This window comes from Saccharothrix mutabilis subsp. mutabilis (assembly GCF_039521145.1).
In the GTDB taxonomy this organism is placed as follows: Bacteria; Actinomycetota; Actinomycetes; order Mycobacteriales; family Pseudonocardiaceae; genus Actinosynnema; species Actinosynnema mutabilis.
In genome coordinates this window covers 77,834-93,994 of the sequence record NZ_BAAABU010000001.1, presented here as the reverse complement: position 1 = coordinate 93,994, position 16,161 = coordinate 77,834, and the positions used below count along the sequence as shown (strand labels likewise).

The following is a 16,161-nucleotide window of genomic DNA, read 5'->3' as shown; positions in this document are numbered from 1 at the left end:
ACGGGAACGCAGCAGGGGACAAGGCAGGTCGAAGGGAGAGACCAACCATGAAGGCCGTCACCTGGCACGGCAAGCGGGACGTGCGCGTGGACGAAGTCCCCGACCCCATCCTCAAAGAGCCGACCGACGTCATCGTCCGCGTCACCTCCAGCGGCATCTGCGGCTCTGACCTGCACCTTTACGAGGTGATGGGTCCGTTCATCGACGAAGGCGACATCCTCGGGCACGAGCCGATGGGTGTGGTCGAGGAGGTCGGCGCGCAGGTCACCGCGGTGAAACCGGGCGACCGGGTGGTGGTCCCGTTCAACATCTCCTGCGGCTCGTGCTTCATGTGCGGGCAGGGCCTCCAGTCGCAGTGCGAGACCACCCAGGTCCGCGAGCAGGGCACCGGCGCGGCGCTGTTCGGCTACACCAAGCTCTACGGGCAGGTGCCCGGCGGGCAGGCCGAGTACCTGCGGGTGCCGTTCGGCAACACGCTGCCCATCAAGGTGCCGGAGGGCCCGCCGGACGACCGGTTCGTGTACCTGTCCGACGTGCTGCCCACGGCGTGGCAGGCGGTCGAGTACGCCGACGTCAAGGAGGGCGGCAGCCTCGTCGTGCTCGGGCTCGGGCCGATCGGCGACATGGCGTGCCGGGTGGCGCGGCAGATGGGCGTCGCCAACGTCATCGGCATCGACCTGGTCCCCGAGCGGATGGCGCGGGCGCGGCAGCGCGGCGTGACCGTGATGAACGTCCGCGACAGCCACCTGGTCGACCACGTCAAGGACCTGACCGACGGGCGCGGCCCGGACGCCGTCATCGACGCGGTCGGCATGGAGGCGCACGGCGCGCCCGTCGCGAAGCTCGCCCACCAGGCGGTGGGGCTCCTGCCGGACGCCATCGCGGCCCGGTTCATGAAGACCGCGGGCGTCGACCGGCTGCACGCGCTGCGCCTGGCGATCGACCTGGTCCGGCGCGGCGGGACGATCTCCGTCGTCGGCGTGTACGGCGGCATGGCCGACCCGATGCCGATGCTGACCCTGTTCGACAAGCAGGTCCAGCTGCGGATGGGCCAGGCGAACGTGTGGCGCTGGGTGCCGGAGATCCTGCCGTTGCTGACCGACGGCGACCCGCTGGGCACCGAGGACTTCGCCACCCACCACCTGCCGCTCGAACAAGCGCCGCACGGGTACGAGATCTTCCAGCAGAAGCGGGACAACGCCGTCAAAGTGCTGCTCACGCCATGAGGCGCTATCGTCCGCGCATGGTGCGGTGGTTGGGCGTGCTGGCCACGGCCGTCGTGGTGAGCGGGTGCGGTTCCAGCAGCGCGGACGTGGTGCGCGGCGCGGCCGAGGAGTTCCTGGCCGCGGCGTCTTCCGGTGACGGCGAGCGCGCCTGCTCCCTGCTCACCGAACGGGCGCGAGCGGATTGTTCCAGTGTGGACATTCCCGGTGGGACGGTCGAGGAGATCGCCGTGTGGGGCGACGCGGCACAGGTCCGCACGTCCTCCGGCGACACGTTGTTCCTGCGCGAGATGTCCTCCGGCTGGCGCGTTTCGGGCGCGGGGTGCGAGACCGTGCCCGACCGGCCCTACGACTGCGAGGTGGGTGGGCCGTGACGCAGCGCGGGATGTTCTACGCCTACCTGCTCGGCGTCCTGGCCGGGTTGGCGTGCTTCATCGTCATCGGGGTGATGGGGCTGTGAAGAGGTTCTTGCGCGACAACGGCCTGGCGCTCACGTTCGGCCTGCTCTTCCTCGGGTCGCTGACCGGGCAGGCGTTCGCGGGCAACGCGGACCTGAACAACCGGCGGCTGGTCGACGGCGGCGACCCGATCGGGCTGTGGCAGTACGTGTTCTCGTCGGACTTCGCGGTGGACGTGGCGGAGAACTGGCAGTCCGAGTACCTCCAGTTCTTCCTGTTCATCCTGGCCACGGTGTGGCTGATGCAGCGCGGTTCCAACGAGTCCAAGCCCGCCCACCGGCTGGGTCCGGAGTCCGACGAGCAGCAGTACCTGGGCGAGCACGCGAAGCCGAGTTCCCCACCGTGGGCGCGGGCCGGCGGCTGGCGGACGCGCCTGTACTCCAACTCGCTGGGCCTGCTGATGCTGGTGCTGTTCCTGGGCTCGTGGCTCGCGCAGTCGGTCGCGGGGCGCAGCGCCTACAACAACGAGCAGCTGATCGACTTCCAGGACCCGGTGAGCTGGTGGGAGTACGTGCTGTCGGCCGACTTCTGGAACCGGTCGCTGCAGAACTGGCAGTCGGAGTTCCTGGCGATCGGGTCGATGGCGATCTTCAGCGTGTACCTGCGGCAGCGCGGTTCGTCGGAGTCCAAGCCGGTCGGCGCGCCGCACGACAAGACCGACGAGTCCGGTTGAGCGGCGGTCACCGGGCCCGGGGCGGTCAGGGGGCGGGGCGGTCACCGCGACGAGGCAGTCAGGGGGCACGGGGCGGTCACCGCGACGGGGTGGTCCGGGCGACCACGCGGTCGCGGCCGGCGTCCTTGGCCGCCAGGAGGGCGATGCTCGCCTCCTCCACCGCGTCGGTGACCGTCGCGCCCTCGCCCACCTCGACCGCGCCCACGGACACCGTCACCACCCCGCTCGGGTCGCCCCGGTGTTCGATGCCGAGCCCCCGCACGGCCGCCCGGACCCGTTCGGCGAGCGCCGTCGCCTCGGCGAGCCGGGTTCGGGGCAGCAGGACGGCGAACTCCTCGCCGCCGTAGCGGTAGGTCCGGCCCGGCACGGTGGCGGCGATGGCCGCGCCGACCCGGCGCAGCGCCTCGTGGCCGGCCAGGTAGCGGTAGTGGGTGTTGTAGCTGTGGAAGAGGTCGATGTCGGCGATCAGCAGGCAGTACGGTCGCGGGGACCCGTGGAGCCGGGCGTGGTCGGCGTCGAAGGTGGCCGCGTTGGGCAGGCCGGTCCGCTGGTCGGTGGTCGCCGCCTCGACCAGGGCCTCCCGCTCGCGGCGCAGCCGTTCCAGCTCATCGGCCAGGCCGTCCAGGTCCAGCTTGTGCGCGAGCGCCCAGTCGCGCAGGTCGTCGTGGTAGACCACGGCGCGCGACCGGCCGGCGGCCTTGGCCCGGTACATGGCGACGTCCGCGTCGCGCAGCAGTTCCTCCACCCGGTGCCCCCGGCGCACCGCCACGACGCCCACGGACCCGGTCACGCGCACCGGCTCGCCCGCGACCTCGAACGGTGACCCGATCGCCGCCAGGACCTCCTCGGCCACGGCGCGCGCCTCCGGTTCACCGGTCCCGTCCAGCAGCACCACGAACTCGTCACCGCCGAACCGGGCCGCCGTCCCGCGCCCGGTGACCACCTCCGCCAGGCGCTCGCCGACCCGGCGCAGCACCTGGTCCCCGGCCCCGTGGCCGAGGCGGTTGTTGACGTCCTTGAACCCGTCGAGGTCGAGGAACATCAGCGCCGGCCCCGGTCCGCCGCGCACCGCCTGCTCCAACCGGGGCAGCAGGCCCGCCCGGCTGGTCAGGCCGGTGAGGGCGTCGGTGTCCAGCGCCGCGCCCAGCCGCGCGGCCCGTTCCGCCCAGCCGGTCACGTCCAGGGCGACGACCAGCAGCCCGCCGACCGCGGGGTCCTCGCGCAGGTCGCGGACCACCAGGTCCACGCTGCGCGCCGCCGAACCCGCCACGGGGACCGTGCACGTGCCGCGGGACGCCCCGGTCGACGCGGCCTGGAGGAACGTCGCCACGGACGCGGCGTCCTCCGGGGCCACGAGGTCGGGGAACACCCCGGACGCCGTCCCGAACAACCGCGTCGCGGCGGGCGAGGCCCACCGCACGGCCAGGTCGTCCGCGCCGAGCACCAGCACCGCCGCGTCCCCGCGCTCCAACACCGCCTGGTGGAACCCGATCCCCTCGCGCACCCGAAGCCCCCTTCGCAACGCCACCCCGACGGTAGCGAAACGATCACGGGAGCGCGGCGGAACCAGGCCGGCCGATCGCCGGACGGCCCCGAACGGCGCAACCGGTCCGGGCCGCCCGGTCCGGGTCGCCTAGTCCAGGTCGGCGTCGTCGGCGGCTTCGATGTCGTCCTGGCCGCGTTCGCGCCACGGCAGCAGGAACCACAGGGTGCCGAAGAACGCCGCCGCCAGCACGCCCATCACGATCGACAGCCAGCCGCCCACGATGACCTCGGCCAGCAGCAGGATCGTGCCGGTCATCGCCACCGCCAGGCACGCCAGGCCGCTCACGGCGAAGCGGTTCGCCACCTCGATGATGTCCTCGCGCCGGCCGCGCCGGAACAGGATCCGGTGCCACGCGGCGGGCGCGGTCAGCAACGCCACCGCGCCCGCCGCGAACAGCACCGTGATCAGGTGCGTCGAACGGATGTAGAGGTCGGCTGACGCGTAGCGTTCCGTGAACGCGATGGACAGCAGGAAACCGAACAGGATCTGCACGCCGGCCTGGGCCACGCGCAGTTCCTGCAGCAACTCGTTGAGGTTGCGGGCCAATCTGCGCTGATCGGAGAGTTCGGCTTCGCTCACCCGCCCCGAATACCCGGCATCAGTGCTGGTCAACCACCCTGATGGTCGTCAGCGACGCGTCGGTGGGGTCCGGCAGGTACATGCCCGCCTCGTGGCCGCTGAGCAGGTAGTCCACGACCGCCTCGGTGATCACCTCGCCGGGCAGCGCGGCGGGCACGCCCGGCGGGTACGGGCTCAGCGTCTCCGCGCAGATCCGGCCGACCGCCTCGCGGGCCGGCACGTGGGAGGCCGTCGCGAAGTGGGCCTCGCGGGGCAGCACGGCCTGTTCCAGCTCCAGCTCGCCCGGGTCGGGGATCTCCACCCGCTTGGCCCGCGGCAGCTCGCCCGAGTGCTCCACCAGCGCCGAGATGGCGGTCACCAGCCGTTCCACCGTCTCGTCGTCGTCGGCCACGGTGATCTGGGCCGCGATGCGCCGGTGGTCGGACAGGCCCACGTCCACGGCGCACTCCGAGCGCAGCCACTCGTTGGCCGTGTACCCGGAGATGCCCAGCTCGGACAGGTCCATCACGATCTTCAACGGGTCGTGGTCGTCGGCGCGGTCCGGGCTGACCACGTGCTCGCGCTCCACCACGGTCACCAACCCGCGCAACCGGTCCCGCACCTCGGCGCACCGCTTCAGGGTGCGGTCCAGCAGTTCCTCGCCGTGTTCGACCATCTGCCGCCGCCACCCGTCCAGCCCCGCGTAGACCAGCGCGGACGGGCTGGTGGTGTCCAGGATGTCCGCGCGCAGCGACAGCACGTCCGGGTCCACCCGGTCACCCCGCAGGTGGTACACCGAGCCCTGCTCCAGACCCGCGCCCATCTTGTGCACGCTGGTCACGCACAGGTCGGCGTCGGCGTCCATCGCCCACGACGGAAGACCGGGGTGGAACGGCAGGTGCGCGCCCCACGCCTCGTCCACGATGAGCGGCTTGTCGTGGGAGTGGCACACGGCGGCCGTCTCCTTGATGGCCGCGCACGTCCCGTAGTCGGTGGGCGTGATGAGCAGCATCCCCTGCGCGTCCGGCGCGCGCGAGAACGCCTCCGCCACGTCGTCGGGCGCGGGCGGGTAGGACCACTCCCAGAACGCGTCCCACCGCGGGTGCACCCACACCGGCTGCACCCCGCTGATGATCAGCCCGGCGATGACGGACTTGTGGGCGTTGCGCGACACCAGCAGCTTCTGCCCCGGGCGGGCCACGGTGATGATGCACGTCTTCACCGACAGCGAGCTGCCGCACGTGGAGAAGAACGCCTTGTCCGCGTCCACGGCGTCGGCCATCAGCTCCTCGGCCTCGGCCAGGACGCCGCCGCTCATCATGCGGTCGTCCAGGCCGTTCATCATGATGATGTCCGACCGGAACACGTCCTTGCCCAGCACCTCCAGCACCCGCGGGTCCACGCCGCGGCCCTGCTTGTGGCCCGGCGGGATGAACGGGACGTGTCCGCGCCGGTGGTAGTCGGCGATGGCGTCCAGCACGGGTGCTTTCGAGTGGTCCATACGCCCGTGTGCCACGGTCACACCACCTCCAAACCGCCATCCCCCTTGCGGGTCGCGCGCAGCCGCAGGGCGAAGTGGTTGAGCGTCGCCGGGAACGGCGGGTCGAGCGTCTCGAACTCCAGGTGCTCGCGCAGGGTGTCCAGCATGGTCCCGGCGCTGACCAGCACCAGGTCCCGTCCCGGGCACACGCCCGGACCGGCGCTGAACGGCACCAGCGCGGGCTCCTCGTTCGGCCACAGCTCGGGCCGGCAGGTGTCGCCGTAGAACCGGTGGAAGTACGGCGCGAACACGATGAACGTCGTGTTCTCCGGCAGCCACGTCCCGTGCCAGCGGGTCGCGATGGTGCTCTCCCGCAGGATCACCGGAGTGGTCGGCCACAGCCGCGCCGACTCCAGGATGCCCGCCGGACCCGACGCGCCGATCGCCAGCGCCCGCATCGTCACGATCCCGGCCGCGTCGAAGGCGAACAGCCAGTGCGGGGCCTGCGAGGCCACGTCGTCGGCCGGCGCGAGCGACGCCAGGCTGTTGGGCTCGGACCGCTCCAGGTGCTCGTGCAGCCGCCGCTCGAACCGCCGGCGCAGCCCGCGGCGCTTCGGGTGCAGGAACGCCCAGTTCGCGTTGCCGCGCAACGTCTTCAGGTCGTCGGTCAACGCCGAGTCCTCGCGCGCGCCGGCCCCGAGGACGATGCGCCGCGCCACCCGCCACCACACCCGCGCGAAGTCGTCCCACGTCAGCACGCCGGTGTTCATCACGTGCCGCACCAACAGGTCCGCCTCGTCGCGCACCACGGCCTCGACGTCGAGCTTCTCCGGCCGCAGCACGACGTCGTTGAACCGCCTGCGCTTCTCCCGCTCCGGCCCGCGCGTGGCCAGCGACCCGTGCGGCTGGAAGTGGTTGAGCGCCGCGCGCTTCTCGGTGGTGGCCGGGTGGAACGGCTCGGGCGTGTCGGCCAGCAGCCGGGCCACGTCCTCCGGGTCGAGCACCAGCGCGACGCTGCGCCCGGTCACCCGCAGCCGCAGCGGCTCGGGCCCGTACTTGTCCCGCAACGCCTTCATCGTGCGCACGGCCATCGCGTCGGCCTGCACCTTCTCCGCCAGCGCCATGCTCGACGGCCGCCGCACGATCACCCCCTTGGCCAGGGTGGGCAGCAGGACGTTCGCGAACGCCTTGCCGGTGTCCAACCGGGAGGCTACGGCCATGACCCCTCCTCCTCGTGCGCCACGACCAGTTCCCGGACCTCGCACCCGGCGGGCTGGCGCAGCGCGAACATGATCGCGTCGGCCACGTGCTCGGGCGGGTTGAGCTTGGCGTCGTCCGGCGGCCGGTACTGCTCGGCCCGGCCGTCGAAGAACCTGGTCTTCATGCCACCGGGGATGACCAGCGTCACCCCGGTGCGCCCGGCGGTCTCGGCCGCCAGCGCCCGGGTGAACCCGACCACGCCGAACTTCGAGGCGCAGTAGGCGGTCGCGTCGCTGACGGCCTTGATGCCCAGCGTGGAGGCCACCGTCACCACCCGGCCGCCCTCCAGGTACGGCAACGCCGCCCGCACCACCGCGGCGGTGCCCAGCAGGTTGACCAGCACCACCCGTTCCCAGTCGGCCGCGGGCACGTCGACGAGCTTGCCGCACGCGTCCGTGCCCGCCGCGGTCACCACGGCCCGCAGCCCGCCGTTGCGCTCGGCGATGTCGCGCACCGCCCGTTCGGCGGCCCGCGTGTCGGACAGGTCGACCGACTCGAAGTCCACCGCCTCGTCCGACGCGGGCGCCGCCTTGTCCAGCACGAGCGGCTGCCCGCCCGCTTCGCGCACCGCGTGCACGACGGCCGCGCCCAACCCGGACGCGCCGCCGGTCACCAACACCTGCCCCACCATGTCCTAGCCCCTCCTCGCCAGTAGCCGGGTCGTGGACCGCCCCTGGTGGTACGGCACCACCACGGTCCGCCCGCCCCAGGACCGCACCAGCGCGGCCTCGGGCAGGGATTCGGCGCGGTAGTCGCCGCCCTTGACCCAGATGTCGGGCCGCAGCCGGTCCAGCACCCGTTCCGGGGTGTCCTCGTCGAAGATCACCACGTCGTCCACGCACTCCAGCGCGCGCAGGATCTCCGCGCGGTCGTGCTGCCTGGTCACCGGCCGGTCCGGGCCCTTGAGCCGCCGCACGGACTCGTCGGAGTTCAGGCACACCACCAGGCAGTCGCCCAACGCGCGCGCCGCCTCCAGGGTCCGCACGTGGCCCGCGTGCAGCAGGTCGAAGCACCCGCCGGTGGCCACCACCACGCCGCCCCGCGCCCGCGTCGCGTCCACCGAGGACCTGCGCACGGTGTGGAACCCGGAGGCGCCGCCGGCGGCCAGGAAGTCAGCCGCGGACGCCACGGCGGCGGCCACGGCGTCGTCGGTCGCGTCGCCGCGCATCAACCGGGCCGCCGCGGTCACCGCGAACCGGTCCCCCGCTCCGCACGGGTCCAGCACGGCCACCGGCGGCGCGGGCACGGCCACGGGCGTGCCGCCGAAGTGCAGCAACGCGCCGTCCGCGCCCAGCGTCACCACGACCGCCTTGGCGCCCCAGCGCCGGCGCAGCGCGTCGGCCGCCTCCTCGGGGTCGTCGCAGCCGCTGAACCGCGAGGCCTCGCTGTGGTTGGGCGTCACCAGCCACGCGCCCGGCGTCGGCTCGGGCCCGCGCGGGTGCGGGTCCCACACGACGGGCCTGCCCGCCAACGCCTCGCGCAGCCGCCCGTCGAAGGCCAGCCCGCGCCCGTAGTCCGACACCAGCACCATGTCCGCGGCGCGCACCGCGTCCAGCATCTCGTCGGTGGCGGTGGGCCGGCCGCGCCCGCCGCCCCGGTCCATGCGGGCGATCGAGTGCCCGCCGCAGCGCAGCCGGGTCTTGACCGAGGTGGCGGCGGGCGAGTGCCCGAACACCGCGGGCACGTCGGCCAGCGCGTCGCGCAGCCGCCACCCGTCGGCGTCGTCGGCCACCGCCGTCACCAGCGTGACGTCCACGCCGTCGCGCCGCGCCAGCGACGCCGCCAGGCCCGCGCCGCCGGGCCGCACGCGCTCCTCGCGCACGTCCAGCACGGGCGCGGGGGCGTCCGGGCACAACCGGTCGGCCGTGCCCTCCACGTCCACGTCCAGCAGGCTGTCACCGACCACGACCAGCTTCACGACACCCTCCGGGAGGACAGCGGCAACGCGGCCTCGAACGCCTCGCACAGCGCGTGCACCGCGACCAGCTGGGCTTCCTGCACGTTGGCGGGGACGCCCGGCAGCGCCAGCACCTCGTCGGCCACCGCCGCGAGCGGGTTGGGGGCGGGACCGGTCAGCGCCCACACCACCGCTCCCGCGCGCCGGCCGGCGTGCGCCGCCTCCAGCAGGTTCGGGCTCTTGCCGCTGGTGGACAGCAGCACCACCACGTCGCCGGGGCGGGCGTGGGCGGTCACCTGGCGGGCGAACACCTGGTCGTAGCCGTAGTCGTTGCCGATCGCGGTCACGCTGGAGGACTCCGCGCACAGCGCGATCGCCGAGAACGGCTGCCGGTCGTCGCGGAAGCGCCCGACCAGCTCGGCGGTCAGGTGCTGCGCCTCGGCCGCGGACCCGCCGTTGCCCGCCGCGAGCAGCCGCCCGCCGGCGGTCAGCCGCCGGGCCAGCAGCGAACCCCAGCGGGTGACCCGCGAGGCCTGTGCCTCCAACCCGGCCAGCGTCTCCGCCAGCCCGCGCAAGTGCTGCTCGACGCTCACTTCGCGCCACCTCCCACGGCGATGTCGGCCGGCACCCCGGCGCCCGCCCGTTCGTAGACGCGCGCGGTGTCCGCCGCGACGCGGTCCCACGTGTAGCGGGCGTGCACCCGGTCGGTGCCGGCCAGGCCGAACGCCTCCCGCCGGCCCTGGTCGGCCAGCAGCGACCGCACGGCCCGCGCCAGCGCCACCGGGTCGCGCGGCGGCACCAGGCACCCGGTCACGTCGTCCACGACGGTGTCGGTCAGCCCGCCCACCGCGGAGGCCACGACCGGCACGCCGCACGCCATCGCCTCCAGCGGCACGATCCCGAACGGCTCGTACCACGGCACGCACACCACCAGGTCGGCCGAGCGCAGCAGCGACGGCATCGCCGTGCGCGACACCTGGCCGATGAACCGCACCCGGTCCCGCACGCCCATCTCGCGGGCGTGCTCCAGCAGCCGCAGCGCCTCCGGGTCGGCCGCCATGTCCGCCGACCCGCCCGCCACGACCAGCTCGGTGTCGGGCAGCGACCGCAGCGCGGTGATCACGTCCGCGAAGCCCTTGCGCGGCACCAGCCGGCCGACGGTGACGATCCGGTGCGGCAGCGCCCGCCGGTCGCGCGGACCCTCGGGCCGGAACAGCTTCGGGTCCACGCCGCAGGGCACGACGGTGATCCGGGACCGGGGAACGCCCATCCGCAGCAGCTCGAACACCTCGTCCCCGCAGGTGGCCGCGATCCGCGTCACCTCGCGGCCGACGAGCCGCTCGGTGGCGATCCGCTCCACCGGGCTGGTGTCGGCGCCGCCCTGGTGGCGGCGCTTGACCGTGCCCAGGGCGTGGAAGGTCTGCACGACCGGGACGCCCAGGCCGCGGGTGGCCAGCACGGAGGCCAGGCCGGACATCCAGAAGTGCCCGTGCACGACGTCGGGCGCGTCGAACTCCCAGCGCGCCCGCAGGTACCTGGCGAACTCGCCCATGTGCGGCAGGAGCTCGTCCTTGGGCACCTGACCGGGCGGTCCGGCCGGCACGTGGACCACGTCGTAGCCCTGTTCGGTGCGCACGACCTCGGGCAGGTCGGGGCTGTCGCGGCGGGTGTAGACGGCCACCTCGTGCCCCTGGGCGACCAACGCGGCGGACAGCGACGCCACGTGCACGTTCTGCCCGCCCGCGTCCACCCCGCCCAACGCCGCCAACGGGCCGGCGTGCTCGGACACCATCGCGATCTTCATCGACTCACCTCCGCCAACAACCGGTCCCAACCACGCAGGAACGCGTCGAGGCCGTACCTGGCCAGGGCGAACTCCCTGGCCTGCTTGCCCTTCTCGCGGGCCAACGCCGGATCGGCCACCAGCTCGGCCACGCCGCGTTCGAGTTCCGCGACGTCGGTGGACACCACGCCCGCCTCGGGCGGCACGGCGCGGACCACCTCGGTGCACGCGAGCGCCACGACGGGCATGCCCAGGTGCATCGCCTCGATCAACGACAGGCCCAGCGACGTCCACCGCACCGGGTGCAGGTAGAGCCGGCGCCTGGCCACCTCGCGGTGCAACACGTCCAGCGGGTGGTCACCGCGTCCCCACTCGCCGAGTTCCTCGGTGCCCATGCCGAACACGTCCAGCGGCGCCACCGCCGCGAACCGCGCCAACAGGTCGGTACCCACCACGCGGCCCCGCCGAACCGGGTCGTTCACCACAACGGCGGAGTGCGGCAGTTCACCGGTGTAGAGGTGGCCGGGGTCCACCACGCCGTGCTCGACCACCGTGGTCCGCGTGGTGCCGCAGTCCCACATGAGGTCGTTGAAATGGGTGACGTGGACCAGAAGGCCCGGCCAGTCGGCCATGGGGTGCTTCAGGTTGGGCTTGGCGGGCGTGTTGTGCTCCAGGTAGATCACCGGGATCCCCTTGGGCACCAACGCCAGTTGCTCGACCTCCTGCACGACCGCGACATCGGCGTCCACTTCGGACAGGTCCACCTCGCGCGCCGCCGGCCAGTCCCGCCCCAGCAGGCCCTTGCCGTGCGGCGGCCCGGGGACCAGGTACTCGTGGCCGCCCCGGACGAACGCGTTCGCCCACGACCCGTGCACGTGCCACACCAGGACCTTCACGCCCGCACCCCCACCAGTTGCTGCACGGCGGCGACCACGTGGCCGGGCGTCACCCGGTCCAGGCACGGGTGGCCGGGCACCGGGCACTCCCGCGCCCGCGTCCCCGCGCACGCCGCGCGTTGGTCGCCCAACAGGACATGCGGCCCGTGCGGCGCCCACCGGGCGGCGGGCACGACGGGCGCGAACAACGACACCACCGGCGTGCCGACGGCGACCGCGAGGTGCGCCGGACCGGTGTTGCCCACCACCACCGCGTCCGCCGCGGCGAGCACCCCGGACAGCTCGGCGAACGTCGTGCGCCCGCCCAGGTCCAGGCCGTGCGCGCCGGCGACGTGCGCGGTCAGCTCGGTCTCGGCGGGACCGCCGGTCACCACGACCCGGTGGCCCGCCTCGCACAACGCCTCCACCGCCGCCCTGCACCGCTCCGGCGACCAGGCCCGCGCGGGCACCGACGCGCCGGGGTGCACCACGACGTACGGCGGCGGGAACGGCGACTCCGGCGGCGGCAGCACCGCGAGCCGGCCGTCGTCGCCGGGCGGCAGCTCGAACCCGGCCGCGCGCGCCACGCCCAGCGCCCGGCTCGCCTCCGGGATGTCCGGGTCGTCGCGCAGCCGGACGTCCAGCAGCGACCCCGGGTAGTCCACCGACCGCGCCACGATCCGCGGCACGCCCGCCAGCCGCAGCAGCAACGCCAGCGGCAACGGGCTCTGGTGGAACGAAGTCAGGATCAGGGCGACGTCCGCGCGCACGCCCTTCAACAACGCCACCAGACCTTCGATGTCCGGCGCGCGCACCTCGGGCGCGGGCGCGGCGATCCACGGGCAGTCCCAGCGGATGATCCGACGAACCCCCGGCAGCAACTCCGCCGCCTGCCCGCCCTTGTGCCCGCACAGCAGGACGACCTCGCCGGACGCCGCCGCCGCGCGGATCGCCGGGCCGGCCAGCAGCACGTCCCCGTCGCTGTCCAACCGGGCCACCAACGTCCTCTGTGGACCGTTCATCGGATCACCGCCAGCGCCGAGACCAGATCCGTTGCCGTGCAAGGAGCACGATCGACTTCCTCCCGCAACGTCCGTTCCGTCGGGACCAGCACCGACCGCGCGCCCGCCGCCCGCGCCGCGTCCACGTCCGCGCCGATGTCGCCGATGACCACCGTCCGTGACGGATCGACGTCCAGCGCGGCGCACGCGGCGATCACCAGGCCGGGTTTGGGTTTGCGGCACTCGCACCCCTCGTCCGGGTGGTGCGGGCAGATCTGCCACGTGCCGAAACGGCCCAGCAGCTCCTCCACCCGCGCGTTGACCGAGGCCACCTGCTCGCGGGTGAGCAGCCCGCGGCCGATGCCGGACTGGTTGCTCACCACGCCCGTCTTCACACCGCGTGCGCGCAGCTCACGCACCGTTTCCACGGCTCCCGGCATGAGCGAAACGCGTGCCGGGTCACCGTTGTACGGCACATCTCGAACTAGCGTGCCGTCGCGGTCGAACAGCACGGCCTGGGGGTACTGGTCCACAGAGGAGAGTTAGCCGGTGAGCCGGCTCGCAAACACTTCTCGGAGAAGCGCTACTCACTGTCACCCATGTGTGGGGCGCGGCCCCCGTGGGTAGCCCAGGAGGGCAGTCGACCAGAGGAGAGGTTGTTTCCTGTGACGACGATCGAGAAGTCCGTGGACGTCGAGGTACCAGTGCAGACCGCGTACAACCAGTGGACCCAGTTCGAGTCGTTCCCGGAGTTCATGGAAGGTGTCGAGCGCATCGACCAGGTGACCGCCACCCGCACCCACTGGGTGACCAAGATCGGTGGTGTGCAACGGGAGTTCGACGCCGAGATCACCGAGCAGCACCCCGACGAGCGCGTGGCCTGGCACACCGTCGACGGCCCCCCGCAGGGCGGCGTGGTGACCTTCCACCGGCTCGACGACCGGCACACCCGGGTGCACCTGCAGATGGAGTACGACCCGCAGACGCTCACCGAGAAGGCGGGCACGGCCATCGGGGTCGTGCAGACGCGCATCTCCGGTGACCTGAAGCGGTTCAAGGAGTTCATCGAGCGCCGCGGCACCGAGACCGGTGCGTGGCGGGGCGACGTGAGCCGGCCGCCGCAGGCCGGGGAGACGCGCCACGACCTGCCCGACGGCGGGTTGCCGGGCGACCCGATCCGATGAGCACGCGGGCGGCGCGGGGGCCGCGGAGACGGAGCTGGGCGCACCCGCCCATCCCCCGCCCCCCGTCCGCCCGCCGAACACCACCGCGGAGCTTGAAACCACAGGCTCCCCGCGAAAGGGGCGACCTCCTCGGAGGTCGCCCCTTCTTCGTGCGGGTTTCAGCCCCTCTTGAGGCGCTCGAACACCTGGTTCACCGACTGCCACAGCGCCGACGCCGCGTCACCCAGCAGCGACGGCCCGCTGCCGCGCGCGATGTCGATGCCGGCGTCGTCCTCCTCCCTGGGGTGCACGTCCTGCGCCAGCAGCCGCCCGACCACCGCGAGCACCACGTCCGGGTGACCCAGGGGCAGGGGCGCGGCGAAGGTCTGCACCGACTTGACCACGCCCTCGTGCCGGTTGGCCAGGTCACCGACCCGCGCGCCGGCCGCCGCGCCCGCCACCAGGTGCACGGGCACGTCCCGGTCGCGGAACTCCGCCAGGACCTCGTCCACCTCCTGCCAGGGCTCGTCGGCCGCGGGCAGCCGGCACCACATCACCTGGAGGTGGTCGGTCAGCGGGCGCCACGTCGCGGGCAGCTCGCCGTGCGGCGCGGCCCCCGACGGGTCCAGCACGACCACGGCGGGCGCGTCGACGGGACCCGCCCACACCGCGGACGGCCCCTTGGTCCTGGTCTCACCCATGCGACACCTCCAGCGCGGCCGGTTCCACGCAGTAGACGGTGAAGGCGGAGCGGATGATCGGCTGCGCCACGTTGCGCACCCGCACCCCGCCCGGGGTCATGCCGTGCTCGACGCCGAAGTGGGCGTGCCCGTGCACCGCGAGGTGGGTGCCGGTGTTGTCGATGGCCTCGCCCAGCAGGTAGGAGCCGAGGAACGGGTAGATCTCCGGCGGCTCGCCGCGCAACGTGTCCGGCACCGGCGCGTAGTGCGTCAACGCCACCTTCACGTCCGTGTCCAACTCGCCGAGCGCGTGCTCCAGCGACGCGGCGATCTCGCTGGTGTGCTGGATGAACGCCTTCATCTCCCGCTCGCCGAAGGCGCTGCCGCACTTGCCCGCGAACCCGCCGCCGAAGCCCTTCACCCCGGCCACGCCGAGGGTGTGCCCGTCGACGGGAATGGTCACGGAGTCGCCCTCCAGCACGATGAGCCCGGCGTCGCGCAGCACCTGCGTGACCTCCACGGGCTTGTCGTCGTGGTGGTCGTGGTTGCCCAGCACCGCCACCACCGGCACCGGGAGGTCCTGGAACTCGTCGGCCACGACCCGGGCCTCCGACACGGTCCCGTGCCGGGTCAGGTCGCCCGCGAGCAGCAGCACGTCGGCGTGCTCGCCGACCTTCTCCAGCGCGGGCCGCAACCGCCCGCGCGCGTCCTCGCCGAGGTGCACGTCCCCGACCGCGGCGACGCGGATCATCGCAACTCCTCCCTGCCCTCGGGTTCACCGACCGGCGTGACCTTCACGTCGTCCAGCACGGTCAGCTCCGGCGCGACGTCGTGGATCACCGCCTCCAGCTCGGCGCGCCGCTCGGCGCACGCCACGTCGCCGGACAGCAGCACGTGGTCGCCGCGCACGGTCACCCGCACGCCCAGCTCGGTGGTCCGCGGGTCTTCGGCCAACGCCCGGCGCAGCCGGGCCGCGAGGTACTGCTCAGCGGTCATCAGGGGCTCCTGTGATCCCGAGGCGCTCGATCAGCACGAGGAACGCCTCCGCGTACGGGGAATGGGCGGTGGCCTCGCGGACGCGCCGCCAGTCGATCTGCTCGCGCAGCGCCCGCGCGAACGGCAGCAGCTCGCTGAAGTCGCAGCGGTGGCCGTCCAGCACGAGCAGCTTGCTGATCATCACTTCGGTCGCGGGCATCACCGGCAACGTCACCGAGCCGACGGCCAGCTCCTCGGCCCGCCCCAGCGTGTCGTCGGTGACCGGCACCTCGTTCGGGCGGAAGAGCAGGTCCACCAGCGAGTCGCCGTCGTAGACCTTGAGCAGCCAGTCCTCCGGGGCGTCGGCCGCTCTCATCCCGGCGGCGACCAACGCGCTCACGGCGGGCTTGGCGTCCTCCTCCCGCACCAGGATGTCCACATCGTGCTCAGTCGCCGGCCCGCCCCGCGCGTACACCGCGCAACCACCGGACAACGCGAACGGGATCTGCTGCTCGCGCAGCACCTTCGCCACCTTGGTCAAAGTGCGCAACAACTCGTCCTGAACGCCGCTCATGGTCCTGACTACCCC

19 protein-coding genes are annotated in these 16,161 nt (G+C 73.3%); 4 read left to right on the top strand and 15 right to left on the bottom strand.

Features of this window, described 5'->3' with window-relative positions:
* Positions 1-47: 47 nt before the first annotated feature.
* The 3 genes from ABD126_RS00430 (at position 48) to ABD126_RS00420 (ending at position 2,354) form a co-directional block, all read left to right on the top strand.
* The gene (locus ABD126_RS00430; protein WP_343931509.1) at positions 48-1,226 is read left to right on the top strand and encodes a zinc-dependent alcohol dehydrogenase; all 1,179 of its coding nucleotides are present in this window, start codon (positions 48-50) and stop codon (positions 1,224-1,226) included.
* A 17-nt stretch (positions 1,227-1,243) separates the two neighbouring features.
* The gene (locus ABD126_RS00425) at positions 1,244-1,597 is read left to right on the top strand and encodes a hypothetical protein (RefSeq protein WP_343931508.1); all 354 of its coding nucleotides are present in this window, start codon (positions 1,244-1,246) and stop codon (positions 1,595-1,597) included.
* Between the two features lie 82 nt (positions 1,598-1,679).
* The gene (locus tag ABD126_RS00420; RefSeq protein ID WP_343931507.1) at positions 1,680-2,354 is read left to right on the top strand and encodes a DUF6766 family protein; all 675 of its coding nucleotides are present in this window, start codon (positions 1,680-1,682) and stop codon (positions 2,352-2,354) included.
* Between the two features lie 76 nt (positions 2,355-2,430).
* Here ABD126_RS00420 and ABD126_RS00415 read toward each other — a convergent pair whose 3' ends face one another.
* The 11 genes from ABD126_RS00415 to ABD126_RS00365 form a co-directional block, all read right to left on the bottom strand.
* A complete protein-coding gene (locus ABD126_RS00415) occupies positions 2,431-3,858 on the bottom strand; it encodes a GGDEF domain-containing protein (protein WP_343931506.1) in 1,428 nt (475 codons plus the stop codon).
* A 129-nt stretch (positions 3,859-3,987) separates the two neighbouring features.
* The gene (locus ABD126_RS00410) at positions 3,988-4,479 is read right to left on the bottom strand and encodes a DUF6328 family protein (RefSeq protein ID WP_343932171.1); all 492 of its coding nucleotides are present in this window, start codon (positions 4,477-4,479) and stop codon (positions 3,988-3,990) included.
* Between the two features lie 19 nt (positions 4,480-4,498).
* Complete coding sequence (locus ABD126_RS00405; RefSeq protein ID WP_486374847.1) at positions 4,499-5,974, bottom strand: aminotransferase class I/II-fold pyridoxal phosphate-dependent enzyme; 1,476 nt, start codon at positions 5,972-5,974, stop codon at positions 4,499-4,501.
* Positions 5,975-5,976: 2 nt separating this feature from the next.
* Positions 5,977-7,158 (bottom strand): cytochrome P450, encoded by a 1,182-nt coding sequence (locus ABD126_RS00400; protein ID WP_343931504.1) that lies wholly within the window; start codon positions 7,156-7,158, stop codon positions 5,977-5,979.
* Positions 7,149-7,829, bottom strand: coding sequence for an SDR family oxidoreductase (locus tag ABD126_RS00395; RefSeq protein WP_343931503.1), 681 nt, complete (start codon positions 7,827-7,829; stop codon positions 7,149-7,151). The genes ABD126_RS00400 and ABD126_RS00395 overlap by 10 nt, the downstream gene beginning before the upstream one ends.
* Before the next feature lie 3 nt (positions 7,830-7,832).
* Entirely contained in the window at positions 7,833-9,116 is a 1,284-nt protein-coding gene (gene rfaE2, locus ABD126_RS00390) for a D-glycero-beta-D-manno-heptose 1-phosphate adenylyltransferase (RefSeq protein WP_343931502.1), read from the bottom strand.
* Entirely contained in the window at positions 9,113-9,688 is a 576-nt protein-coding gene (locus ABD126_RS00385) for a D-sedoheptulose-7-phosphate isomerase (RefSeq protein ID WP_425542711.1), read from the bottom strand. Before ABD126_RS00385 ends, rfaE2 begins: the two co-directional genes overlap by 4 nt.
* Complete coding sequence (locus ABD126_RS00380; protein ID WP_343931501.1) at positions 9,685-10,899, bottom strand: glycosyltransferase; 1,215 nt, start codon at positions 10,897-10,899, stop codon at positions 9,685-9,687. The genes ABD126_RS00385 and ABD126_RS00380 overlap by 4 nt, the downstream gene beginning before the upstream one ends.
* Positions 10,896-11,774, bottom strand: a complete 879-nt coding sequence (locus ABD126_RS00375; protein ID WP_343931499.1) for a glycosyltransferase — start codon at positions 11,772-11,774, stop codon at positions 10,896-10,898. The genes ABD126_RS00380 and ABD126_RS00375 overlap by 4 nt, the downstream gene beginning before the upstream one ends.
* Entirely contained in the window at positions 11,771-12,775 is a 1,005-nt protein-coding gene (locus ABD126_RS00370; protein WP_343931498.1) for a glycosyltransferase family 9 protein, read from the bottom strand. Before ABD126_RS00370 ends, ABD126_RS00375 begins: the two co-directional genes overlap by 4 nt.
* Positions 12,772-13,266, bottom strand: a complete 495-nt coding sequence (locus ABD126_RS00365; protein ID WP_343931497.1) for a D-glycero-alpha-D-manno-heptose-1,7-bisphosphate 7-phosphatase — start codon at positions 13,264-13,266, stop codon at positions 12,772-12,774. Before ABD126_RS00365 ends, ABD126_RS00370 begins: the two co-directional genes overlap by 4 nt.
* A 153-nt stretch (positions 13,267-13,419) precedes the next feature.
* Here ABD126_RS00365 and ABD126_RS00360 point away from each other — a divergent pair, with 153 nt between their 5' ends.
* Positions 13,420-13,938 (top strand): SRPBCC family protein, encoded by a 519-nt coding sequence (locus tag ABD126_RS00360; protein ID WP_343931496.1) that lies wholly within the window; start codon positions 13,420-13,422, stop codon positions 13,936-13,938.
* Between the two features lie 158 nt (positions 13,939-14,096).
* Here ABD126_RS00360 and ABD126_RS00355 read toward each other — a convergent pair whose 3' ends face one another.
* Genes ABD126_RS00355 through ABD126_RS00340 form a run of 4 tightly spaced genes read right to left on the bottom strand, consistent with a single transcriptional unit; the run spans position 14,097 to position 16,146 of the window.
* Positions 14,097-14,618 (bottom strand): hypothetical protein, encoded by a 522-nt coding sequence (locus ABD126_RS00355; RefSeq protein ID WP_343931495.1) that lies wholly within the window; start codon positions 14,616-14,618, stop codon positions 14,097-14,099.
* A complete protein-coding gene (locus tag ABD126_RS00350) occupies positions 14,611-15,348 on the bottom strand; it encodes a metallophosphoesterase family protein (protein ID WP_343931493.1) in 738 nt (245 codons plus the stop codon). Before ABD126_RS00350 ends, ABD126_RS00355 begins: the two co-directional genes overlap by 8 nt.
* Positions 15,345-15,593, bottom strand: a complete 249-nt coding sequence (locus ABD126_RS00345; RefSeq protein ID WP_343931491.1) for a BON domain-containing protein — start codon at positions 15,591-15,593, stop codon at positions 15,345-15,347. Before ABD126_RS00345 ends, ABD126_RS00350 begins: the two co-directional genes overlap by 4 nt.
* Entirely contained in the window at positions 15,583-16,146 is a 564-nt protein-coding gene (locus ABD126_RS00340; protein ID WP_343931490.1) for a nucleotidyltransferase family protein, read from the bottom strand. Before ABD126_RS00340 ends, ABD126_RS00345 begins: the two co-directional genes overlap by 11 nt.
* Positions 16,147-16,161 lie beyond the last annotated feature (15 nt).